Raw genomic sequence first — 10,898 nt, 5'->3', positions numbered from 1 at the left:
ATCATCTCCGCCCGCACCGCGTCCGCCACGGCCTGCAGATCAGCCTCCGGCACGCGCCGAAGCGCCGAGGGATCCAAAATGCCGTCGAGAAGGGAAGTATCTTGCCGTGCCAATGCTCTGTACCCGCTTGCTCGTCCTTGACATCGATCCGGTGCATGCCGCGTCGGGGCCGGCGCGGGCATCGAGTCACCGTAGCGATCGATGAGAATTTCGGTCCTATATACCGATCTTGCCCAGCATTGCCATGGTGCAGCCCCAATCGCCGAGGTGCCCTGGGCCGGTTTTAGCTCCCCACCGTTCCGATTTCAGCGTTAATGATTGCGGAGCGGCCCTCGGCGGTAGCTACCCGCGGATGCAACTGAGAGTGCGGCATTTATGAACGGGCGGCGGCACCAGCAATGTTACTCGGCTCGATTCGCGGTTTTCGGCAGCGCGTTGCAGGCGGATACCGACCGATAATGCGCATTCTCCTCAGAGCCTGCCTCGGTGCGTTCGCGCTGCTGGCCGCCGCGACGCCAGGCTCGGCAGTCGAGTCGCGCAGCTCCGAGATCACGTTCGCGTGCGATTTTCTCGGCCGCTGTCCGATCCAGGCCTCGCCCGGCGCGCCCGACCGCGACGTGCAACCCTTCGAGGGCAGCCTCGGCAGGCCCTGCGGTTGGCGTTGGCGGGCGACCCCTTCGGGCACCCGAAAGGTCCGCGTGTGCTACTGAGCGCGGTGCGCGCAAGGCGTCTGATCGCGGCTGCGCTCGTCCTCGCGACCAGCTCCGGCGCGGCGGCCATCGGGGAGGGGGCCGCGACCTGCCCGGCCCTCTATCTCGACGGGTCGCCGCCGGCACTCACCAACGCCAAGCTCTCGGCCCGGACGCTGCCGCTCTGCTTCGACGCCTACGCGGTGCTGCATTCGGGCGTCTCCCGCACGCCGCTCTACGCGGCCGAGCACCTGACCCGCGCGAGCGTCGCCGCGGCGCGGCGGGTCGACCGGGAGGACGCCTTCCACGACGAGGATCGCGTTCCCTCGGATGAGCGCGCCCGCGTCGAGGATTACATCCGCAGCGGCTACGATCGCGGCCACATGGCGCCCGCCGGCGACATGCCGACCGCGGAGGCCCAGGCCCAATCCTTCAGCCTCGCCAACATCGTGCCCCAGAACCGGACCTTCAATCGCGGGCTGTGGTCCGCCATCGAGGAGAGCGTTCGTCGCCTCGCGAGCCAGCGCGGGGAGCTCTACGTGATCACCGGCCCCGTCTTCGAGGGCGATTCGGTCGAGGCGATCAAGGGCCGCGTCCTCGTGCCGACCCAGATCTTCAAGGCGGTCTACGATCCGAAGCGGGGCGAGGCGGGGGCCTATCTCGCACCGAACCGGGCGGACGGTGCATGGCGCGCGGTCTCCTTGAAGACGCTCAACGCGGTCGCGGGGCTCGACGCCTTCCCGACCCTGCCGGACCGCGTCAAGGCCACCGTCATGGACCTGCCGGAGCCGCGCGAATTCTCCCGCGGCGAGCCGGGCGAGGCGCACCGCCCGGAGGAGGGCTGGCAATCCTGGCTCAAATCCGAATTGTTCCGGGCGCTGCGGCGGGCCTTGCGCGACGCGCTCCGCTCCATTTTCTAGGAGGGCTTGATGGCACGCCGCACGGACAAGCCCGCTTTCACACCCTTCTCCGACGACACGATGGTGCAGACGATCGGCGCCCTCTCGATCGAGAACGGCACGGCACGCATCGCCGTGCATGGGCAGATCGAGATCACCCGCGACCGTGCCGGCCTCGCCCAGGCGCGCGACCTCAAGCGGGCCGTCGACGCCATCGTGCGGGCGCTCGCCGCCGCGGACCTGCCCGATTCCGTCGGCGACGAGGGCGCGGAACCGACCTCCACGCTGCGCAATCCCTTTTCCTGAGAGGGGCGGGCGAATCGTCTCCCGTCCTTGCCCCTCCCGGGCGGCCCTGATACTCGGGCCGGATCATCACAAGAGACAGTGGCGCCGCGGGCGGCTTCGGGTTCGGAGCGCCGGGGACCGGATCGATCGGCCGGCGCCGCGCTCAAGACCCATCGCGGCCGCGCATCCGCGCGCCGCACGAGACCGCAAGACGCAAGGACACGGCGATGGCCCGCGAATTCATCTACCACATGCGGGGTCTGACCAAGACCTACCAGGGCGGCAAGAAGGTCCTGGAGAACGTCAACCTCTCCTTCTACCCCGACGCCAAGATCGGCGTGCTCGGCATCAACGGCGCCGGCAAGTCGACGCTCCTCAAGATCATGGCCGGGATCGACAAGGATTGGACCGGCGAGGGCTTCGTGGCCCAGGGCGCCCGCGTCGGCTACCTGCCGCAGGAGCCGCAGCTCGACCCGACCAAGACCGTCCGCGAGAACATCATGGAGGGGGTCGCGGCGAAGCAGGCGCTGCTCGACCGCTACAACGAGCTCGCCATGAACTACTCGGAGGAGACGGCCGACGAGATGACGGCCCTCCAGGACCAGATCGAGGCCCAGAACCTGTGGGAGCTCGATTCGAAGGTCGACCAGGCCATGGAGGCGCTCGGCTGCCCCGGCGACGAGCAGCCCGTCGACAAGCTGTCGGGCGGCGAGCGCCGCCGCGTGGCGCTCTGCCGCCTGCTCCTGTGGGAGCCGGAATTGCTGCTCCTCGACGAGCCGACCAACCACCTCGACGCCGAGACGGTGAACTGGCTCGAAGGCCACCTCCGGCAATATCCCGGCGCGATCCTGATCGTGACCCACGACCGCTACTTCCTGGACAACGTGACGGGCTGGATCCTGGAGCTCGACCGCGGCCGGGGCATCCCCTACGAGGGCAATTACTCGGCCTGGCTCGTGCAGAAGCAGAAGCGCCTGGAGCAGGAGGGCCGCGAGGACATGGCCCGCCAGCGCTCCATCGCCCGCGAGCAGGAATGGATCGCGGCCTCCCCGAAGGCGCGCCAGACCAAGTCCAAGGCCCGCATCACCCGCTACGAGGAGCTCGTCGCCAAGCAGCAGGAGAAGATCGACGCCACCACCCAGATCGTGATCCCGATCTCGGAGCGGCTCGGCCAGAACGTCATCCAGTTCGACGGCCTGAACAAGGCGTTCGGGGACCGCCTCCTGATCGAGAACCTCTCCTTCAAGCTGCCGCCGGGCGGCATCGTCGGCGTGATCGGGCCGAACGGCGCGGGCAAGACGACGCTGTTTCGCATGATCACGGGCGCCGAGAAGCCCGACGCGGGCACGATCGAGGTGGGCGAGAGCGTGAAGCTCGGCTACGTCGATCAATCGCGCGACGCCCTCGACCCGAAGGCGACCGTCTGGGAGGAGATCTCGGGCGGCAACGACGTGATCTACTTCAACAAGCGCGAGATCAACTCGCGGGCCTACTGCGCGGCCTTCGCCTTCAAGGGCGGCGACCAGCAGAAGAAGGTCGGCACGCTCTCGGGCGGCGAGCGCAACCGCGTGCACCTTGCCCGCACCCTGAAGAGCGGCGCCAACGTACTGCTCCTCGACGAGCCGACGAACGACCTCGACATGGAGACGCTTCGGGCGCTCGAAGAGGGCCTGGAGGATTACGCGGGCTGCGCCGTGATCATCAGCCACGATCGCTGGTTCCTGAACCGCATCGCGACCCACATCCTCGCCTTCGAGGGCGACAGCCACGTGGAGTGGTTCGAGGGCAACTTCTCGGATTACGAGGAGGACAAGAAGCGCCGCCTCGGCGCCGACTCGATCCTGCCCAAGCGCCTGAAGTACAAGAAGTTCAGCCGGTAAGGCTCAGGCCGCACGCTCGCGCCGTGGTCGCTTTCTCTCGCCGGGGGAGGCGGCCACGGCCTCACGCCCGGGCGTTGAGGGAGGCGGCCTCCCTCAGGTCCCGCGCGTCCGTCAGCTTGAGGCCGCGGCGGCGCAGATCTGCCAGCATCCGCCGGTCCGGAAAGCCGCAATAGGGCAGCGTCTCGACCGCCCGGCCGGGCGGCAAGCGGCCCTCGGCCGCCGCCTGATCGAGGACCCGCTCCACCAGGATCCGGCCGCGCTCGTGCAGCAGCACCGAGGCGCGGCTCGCCGTGACGTCCGCGGGCAGGCGCACCGCCTCCTGCGCGAGGAGTGCGCCCGTGTCGATGGCGACGGCGAGGTGCTGAATTGTGATGCCGAAGGCGTCCGGCCCCTCGGCCAGGGCGTGGATCGTCGGGACCGGGCCGCGATGGCGCGGCAGCAGGCCGGGATGGACGTTGAGGCCGCCGAGCGGGGCAGCGGCGAGCGTCGCGCCGGACAGGATCTGATCGAAATGGAAGGTCAGGATCAGGTCGGCGCCGTGGCGATGCAGGGCGTCGGAGACGGCCGGTCCGTTCACGTCGTCGACCTTCAGCACCGGAATGCCGAGCCGGCCGCACAGCGCACGCAGCGGCGTCGCCTCCGGCGCTCCCCCGCTTCCGGTGAGGCGCTGGGTCACGGGCGCCAGCGGCCGCATCAGGTCGGGCAGGCCGAAATTGACGCCGAGATAGGGCAGGAAGCCCGGCCCCGAGCGGGCGAGGTGCCGCCGGATCTGGCCGGTGAAGCCCCCCGTGCTCGGCCGCTCGGCGTTCGAGAGGCCGACGAACGCGATCTCCGCCGCGTGGTCGGCGACGAAGCGCCTGAGCGCCCGGGCGTTCGGCAGCGCTTCGAGGGCGAGGACGGCGAGGCGGAGCCGTCCCATCAGCGCCGCTTGCGGATCTGGAAGCGGAAGCCGTGCATACCGAGCCGGCGCAGGCGCTCCGGCAGGAGCCCTGCCCCGCGGGCGGCGGCGGCGAGGCGGCGGGGGAAGGCGACCACGTCGAGGTCGCGCTCGAGGCCGCGCGCGATGCGCAGGGCCGCCTCGTCGGCGCTCATCTCGAACGGCCGCCAGCCCTTGTAGTCGCCCCCCATCGGCGTCTTCACGTAGCCGGGCGTGACGACGTTGAGGCGCACGCCGGTGTGCCGGATCTTCTCCCGCAAAGCGAGGCCGTGGGCGAGGAGGGCGGCCTTGGTGCCGCTATAGGCCGGCGCGTCGGGCAGCGGCGCGTAGGCCGCGAGCGAGGAGACCAGGGCGATCTGGCCGCGTCCGCGGGCGAGCATCAGCGTCACGCAGGGCAGGGCGACGTTGAGAGCGCCGTTGAGGTTGATGTCGACCGTCTCGAAGGCAGTCTCCTCGGTCTCGATGCCGCCGGTCGGATGCCCGCCATTCACGCCCGCGTTGACGATGACGAGATCGAGCGGCAGCCGCGCATCCGTCTCGCGCAGCCACGCGCTCACGGCTGAGCGGTCGCGCACGTCGAGGGGTGCAATCTCGACCGCGGCGCCCCGCGCCCGGCAGGATTCGGCCACCGCTTCGAGCCGGTCCGCACCGCGCGCATTGAGGATGAGGTGGTGGCCCGGAGCCGCGTAGTGGCGGGCGAGCGAGGCGCCGATGCCGCTCGACGCGCCGGTGATCAGGATGACGGACATGGGCCGCCTGCTACCCCCGCCGGGGGCGATCGATCAATAGACCGGCGCGAGCCGCTCGTCCGCGGCGCCCCCGTCCCGGATCCGGGCAGCGGCGGCGACACAGGCGTCCGGCAGGCTCGCCTCGATGCGCGGCACGGCGCCCGCGACCGCGCGATCGATCGCGGGGCGGGAGAAATAGCCGCCGTTGACCTGCGTCCGGTGCAGGACGACCCTGCGAAAATCCGCCATCAGGCTCATGTCGGGCGGGGTCGGGTTCGTCCAGAAGCTGTCGAGGCCGGCCTGATGGGTGAGGCCGGGCATGTTGTAGATCGCCGTTCCCATGGCGAGCGTCGGCCGGCCCGTCTCCAGCGACAGCATGCCGACCGTGCTGTTGACGATGACGACGCCGCGGGCGCCCCGGATGAGATTCGGCAGGTCGCCGCCGTCGATGAAGTCGAGGCGCTCGCTGACGCCGTGGCGGCGGGCGGAGGCACGGGCGAACTTGCGCCAGTTGATCAGGCCGCTGTCGAGCGGGTGGAGCTTCACGAGAAGCCGCGTCGGAGCCTGCGAGTGATCCGCGAAGGACTTGATGACCCGGTCCATGAAGCCCTCGACCCCGAGGAAGGGTGAGTGGACCCGGATCTGATAGTCGCTGTCGAGCTGCAGCGGCAGCAGGAAATAGTCGGCGCCGATCGCCGTGTAGATCTCGTTGCACCGGATCGCCTCGCGGCGCGTCCGGCCGCGGCGGGTGAACTTCTTGATCCAGCCGGCATATTCGGACGCGATGTGCCGCGGGCGGTGGGTGCGGAAGTTCGGGTAGAGATAGGGAAAGCCGATATTGGCGATGTTGTAGGCGACATCCCACAGGCCGCGCCGCGCCATGTTGCCGGTCGAGGGCATGGCGCGCCCCGGCTGCGGCAGGCGGCGGGCGATGGCGCGCACCTCCTCGGCGGTCTTCGGCAGGGAGGAATGGCCGTTCACGCCGCCGAGTTCGCAGGTGACCCAGTTCGGCCGGATGTAGCCCTCCTCGAACACGTGAACCCGCAGGCCGCGCAGCTTGGCGACCTCGCGGGCCGTGACGTGGTAGGGCCGGCAATCGCCGAACAGCACGATGTCGGTCACCTCGTGCCGCGCCACGTAGGCGTCGAGGTAACTCTCCCAGCCGTCGCGCTGGCCCCGGTAATGGTCGGAGGGGAGGGGCCAGAACAGCCAGTCGCCGGGGCAGAAGTTGATGCGCCGAACCGCGTGCCCACGATCCCGCAGGGCGCGGCCGAGATCGGCGAAGAAGGGCGAGGCGATGCCCTGGAGGAACAGGAAGGTCGCGGGGCGATCAGGATACGCGTCGGGGCGAGGCTGCAGCATCACGAGGCGCTTGTCCTTCACCGGGCGGGCGCCCAGGCCTGCGGTCCGTCTTCTGGGGTCGCACAGGCGCTCGGCACCCGCAATGAGACCCGGAAAGCGATCACCGTAAATCTCTATCACCGTGGCCCGGCGGCCACGCCGGCCGCGGCAAGTCTCGGTCTGCGACGGGTTAGGCGGCAAACACGGCAAGCGTGTGTCCAGCGCACCATGCACTCCTGACGGTCGCCCCGACCCTGTGAATTGCGCTAATAACCCTATCCCGCAGGCCCCGCGCCGCCCCTCGGCGGCGCGGGTTGCCAGAATCCGGCCCCTTCCCGGGCCGTCGCCCCGAACGTTCAAGCGATGCTGCCGAACTCACCTCCCTCGTTCTTCGCGATAGGCCGGACCGCTCGGCGGCTCAGCGCCGAGATCGAGGCCGCGACAGGACGCCGGCCCGCCCTTCCCTGGAGCCCGGGCGCGGCCGGCGCCACCTGGGGCGCGGATGGCGCCGCCGCATTCCTGCTCGGCCGGGCCGGGCGTCCGCCCCTCGTCGTCGAGCCCGGTCCCCTGCTCAGCCCCTACGACACGCCCGAAACCGGCATGGCGAGCCTGCGGATCAGGCTCCGGGGCAGGCCCGTGGGTGGGGAGGCGCCGGGCGCCGAGCTGGCCGCCTCGCTCCGCGGCCGCCGGCTCTACGGGCGGAACCGGTTTCCCCATGGCGGCGGCACGACCCTCGACGAGGTCTTCGGCGGCCTTCCGGCTCCGGCCCTCATCCTCGCGGACGGTCCGGCCGCCGCGAGCCCGGCGCGGCTGCGCGCCTTCGTCGGCCGGGTGCTCGCGGACCGTCCGGCAGAGCGTTTCGTCGTGGCCGGGCCGGAGGGCTGCCCGGGCCTCGGGCGCCACCGCGCGGAACGCCTGACGGTTCTGAGCGGACCCGTCGATCCCTGGCTCCTGTTCGAGCGGGCGGCGCGCGTCTACGTCGATCGCTGGGAGACCGCGTACGGGCCGAGGCTGGCGGGAATCGAGACGCACTGCGTCGACGGGACCGCCGCCCCCCCGGACGCAGCCTTGTTCGCCGCCGCCTTCGGCGCGGGCGTCCATTACTTCGATCCCTGGACGCGGCGACCGGTCAGCGCCGCGGAATGCCTCGAGCACGTCGCGTGGCTGCGGGATCGATTCGCGGGCAACGATCGCAGGATCGTCTATGTCGGTGTGTCGGGCTGGAAGCGGCCCGCCCTCGACGTCTTCGCGGCAGGCCCCCACGGCCCTCCGATCCACGCCATGAAGGCCGAGGACGCGGTCGCCGCAGGGCTCCTGCATCAGGCGCGGATCCGGGCCTGGGCCACCCGCGAGCCCGGACATCTGGAGGAGCGCTGCGCCGAGGTCGGGTTGCCCCTGGCGCGGATCGAGGACGGCTTCCTGCGCTCGGTCGGGCTCGGTGCCAGCCTGCAGCCGGGCGCCTCGATCGTGGTGGACGATCGCGGCATCTACTACGACCCGCGGCGCGAGAGCGGCCTCTCCGTCCTGCTGGCGCAGAGCCGCTTCCCGCCGGACCTCGTCGCGCGGGCGCGGCGGCTGCGCGAGGCAATCGTGTCGCGCCGCCTCAGCAAGTACAATGTCGGCCTCGCCGCGCCGCCCCTCGACCTGCCGGAGGGGCGGCGCCTCGTCCTGGTGCCCGGCCAGGTCGAGGACGACGCCTCCGTGATGTACGGCTCGCCCCATGTGCGCTCGAACCGCGAGTTGCTCCGAGCCGCCCGCGCCCGCAACCCGGACGCGATAATCCTGTTCAAGCCGCACCCGGACGTCGAAGCGGGCTTCCGCACCGGGGTGATCCCCGAGGAGGAGGCGCTCACGCTGGCTGACCGGATCGTCGGAGGGCTCAGCATCGTCGACCTTCTCGACCGGGTGCACCATGTCGAGACCATGACTTCGCTGGCGGGCTTCGAGGCGCTGATCCGCGGCCTCACCGTCGCGGTCCACGGTCGCCCCTTCTATTCCGGCTGGGGGCTGACCGAGGATCTCGCCCCGAACGCCGACAGGGGGCGCAGGCTCGGTCTCGACGAACTCGTCGCCGGCGCGCTGATCCTCTACCCGCTCTATCTCGACCCGGTCGCGAAGAAGCCCTGCACGCCCGAGCGGCTGCTCGACCGCCTGAGCGCGGCGCGCGACGCCGCCCCGCGCAACGCCCTCTCGATCGGCCGCATCGCGCATCTGACCATGCGTGCCCGCTACGCCCTCCTGAACCCGATCGTGCGCCACCTGCGCAGCCGCCGCGGCGTCACGCGTGGGCCGGATGGCAAGCCGCGTTGAGGAACCTGTCCCGGTGATCACCGTCCTCGTCGCGTTCCTCGCCGCCCTCGGCCTGTCCCTCGTCATCGAGGCGGCGGAGGGTGGGACCGGCCGGCCCATCAGCCTGCGGCCGGGGGATCTTGCGATCCGCCTCGCGGCCTATGCCCTGCTCACGCTGTTCTGGTTCGTGTTCTCCTGGCGGCCCTTTCTCGCCGCCGCCTCCTGCATCCTCACGGTAGCGGGGCTCGCCCTCGTGAGCCGCCTCAAGCGCGGGGTCATCGGCGAGCCTCTCGCCTTCAGCGATTTCGCCCTGCTGCCGCAGGTGCCCCGGCACCCCGACCTCTACTACACGCGCCCCGTCACCGACCCGCGCATCGGCCTGCCACTTCTCGCCTTCGTGTCGGTCGTCGGCCTCTGGTTCTGGCTGGAGCCGACCGTTCTGCCGAGCGGGTCGGCGCCCGCACTCGCGGCCGTGATCGCCCTGCCGCTCCTGCTCGGCGCGCTCGCCCTCGCCGCCGAACGCGCGCCCCTCGCCGCCCGCGTCGCACGGCGCTTTCCCCGTCCCGACCTCGAAGCCGACATCGCCCGCTTCGGGCAGCCGGCCACGCTCGCCGCCTACCTCCTGCGCTGGCGGGCGACCCGGCGAGAGCGGCCTGCGCCGGTCCCGGTGGCCCCGGGCGAGGCCGCACGGGACGACGTCCTCGTCGTGATCCAGCTCGAATCCTTCATCGATCCGCTCCGCCTCGATGGTCCGGCCCTGCCGCTGATGGAGGTTGTCCGGGCGCGCGCGCACCAATTCGGGCGCCTGCGCGTCCCCGCTCACGGCGCCTACACGATGCGCACCGAGCACGCGGTGCTCACCGGCCTCGACGCGGACGGCCTCGGCTTCGGGCGCTTCGATCCCTATCTGAGCGCCGGCGGCCGCGAGCCGACGAGCCTCGCCCGTCTCGCGAAGCGGGCCGGCTTCGCGACGGTCTTCGTGCACCCCTTCCACCGGGACTTCTTCCAGCGCGCGGCCGTGATGCGGAATTTCGGTTTCGAACGCCTCGTCATGGAAGAGGACTTCCGGGACGCTCCCCGCACCGGCCCCTACGTGGATGACCGTGCCTTCGGACGGCGCGTCCTCGCGGAGGTGGAGGCGGCCGGGGGCCCCCTGTTCCTGTTCGGGGTGACGATGGAGAACCACGGCCCCTGGAAGCCCGGGCGCCTGCCGGGCATCGACGATCCGCTCGCGCAGTATCTTCACCACGTCGCGCATACCGGGGAGATGGTGGAGGATCTCATCCGCGGCCTCGAAGGGCGCCGCGCCACCCTCTGCGTCTTCGGCGACCATGCGCCGGCCCTGCAGACCTGCCGGCCCGGCTTCGGCGACACGGCGACCGACTACGCGATCTTCCGGTTCGGCGGAGAAGTCCCCCGTCCCGGCCGCGTCGACCTGACGGCGGACGGACTCGGCCGCCTGCTGCGCAATGCCTGGATTCCGGCCGCCCCCGAGAGGGAAACGAGCTTGGCCGTGCCACGGTCGTGACGCAATATCGGCCGATGCCTACCCGCGCGGACGGGCCGGGATGAAACCCGGTGCCGAGCCGTGGGCGGCCACGGCGTGGTTGAGCCACCGTTAAACGGATTTCAGCGTTTGGCGCGCAAAGGTCGCGCACCAGACCCCAGGTCCCCGCCCGCCAGGGGGCTCGGACGGAGAACGAGTACATGCTGCGTATCACGGCGCTGTCCGCGCTGACGGCCTGCCTCGTCGGCGGCTGTAACGTCCTGCCCGGGGCAGGTCCGACGGCCGGCGCGATCGCGTCGGGCGCGGAGACGGTGACGAGCGAGGGGGTGTTCGCCCGCTACGA

At 71.0% G+C, this 10,898-nt stretch carries 9 protein-coding genes; 6 read left to right on the top strand and 3 right to left on the bottom strand.

What is annotated here, in order from left to right:
* Positions 1–458 precede the first annotated feature (458 nt).
* The 4 genes from J2X36_RS26560 (at position 459) to ettA (ending at position 3,753) form a co-directional block, all read left to right on the top strand.
* Complete coding sequence (locus tag J2X36_RS26560) at positions 459–710, top strand: hypothetical protein (protein ID WP_310355200.1); 252 nt, start codon at positions 459–461, stop codon at positions 708–710.
* 5 nt (positions 711–715) lie between these two features.
* Positions 716–1,609 carry a DNA/RNA non-specific endonuclease gene (locus J2X36_RS26555; protein WP_310355198.1) on the top strand — a complete coding sequence of 298 codons (894 nt, stop codon included), beginning with the start codon at positions 716–718 and terminating at the stop codon, positions 1,607–1,609.
* A 9-nt stretch (positions 1,610–1,618) separates the two neighbouring features.
* On the top strand, positions 1,619–1,894 hold the full coding sequence (locus J2X36_RS26550) for a hypothetical protein (protein ID WP_132256318.1): 276 nt from the start codon (positions 1,619–1,621) through the stop codon (positions 1,892–1,894).
* 206 nt (positions 1,895–2,100) lie between these two features.
* Positions 2,101–3,753 (top strand): energy-dependent translational throttle protein EttA, encoded by a 1,653-nt coding sequence (gene ettA, locus J2X36_RS26545; protein ID WP_310355195.1) that lies wholly within the window; start codon positions 2,101–2,103, stop codon positions 3,751–3,753.
* A gap of 61 nt (positions 3,754–3,814) precedes the next feature.
* On the opposite strand, the gene J2X36_RS26540 is transcribed toward ettA, so the two are convergent.
* From J2X36_RS26540 to J2X36_RS26530, 3 genes are read right to left on the bottom strand one after another with little or no spacing between them, the layout of a single operon-like run.
* The gene (locus tag J2X36_RS26540) at positions 3,815–4,672 is read right to left on the bottom strand and encodes a formyltransferase family protein (protein ID WP_310355192.1); all 858 of its coding nucleotides are present in this window, start codon (positions 4,670–4,672) and stop codon (positions 3,815–3,817) included.
* Entirely contained in the window at positions 4,672–5,439 is a 768-nt protein-coding gene (locus tag J2X36_RS26535) for an SDR family NAD(P)-dependent oxidoreductase (protein ID WP_310355190.1), read from the bottom strand. Before J2X36_RS26535 ends, J2X36_RS26540 begins: the two co-directional genes overlap by 1 nt.
* Before the next feature lie 33 nt (positions 5,440–5,472).
* Entirely contained in the window at positions 5,473–6,780 is a 1,308-nt protein-coding gene (locus J2X36_RS26530; protein ID WP_310355189.1) for a capsular biosynthesis protein, read from the bottom strand.
* A 342-nt stretch (positions 6,781–7,122) separates the two neighbouring features.
* Here J2X36_RS26530 and J2X36_RS26525 point away from each other — a divergent pair, with 342 nt between their 5' ends.
* Together J2X36_RS26525 and J2X36_RS26520 are read left to right on the top strand one after the other, a co-directional pair.
* Positions 7,123–9,069, top strand: coding sequence for a capsular biosynthesis protein (locus tag J2X36_RS26525; protein ID WP_310355187.1), 1,947 nt, complete (start codon positions 7,123–7,125; stop codon positions 9,067–9,069).
* 13 nt (positions 9,070–9,082) lie between these two features.
* Positions 9,083–10,576: an LTA synthase family protein gene (locus J2X36_RS26520; RefSeq protein ID WP_405029869.1), complete on the top strand. Its 1,494-nt coding sequence runs from the start codon at positions 9,083–9,085 to the stop codon at positions 10,574–10,576.
* Positions 10,577–10,898 lie beyond the last annotated feature (322 nt).

This window comes from Methylobacterium sp. BE186, from assembly GCF_031457035.1.
GTDB lineage: Bacteria > Pseudomonadota > Alphaproteobacteria > Rhizobiales > Beijerinckiaceae > Methylobacterium > Methylobacterium segetis.
Note: the sequence above shows the minus strand (reverse complement) of the source record. Positions and strands in the feature narration are given on the sequence as shown.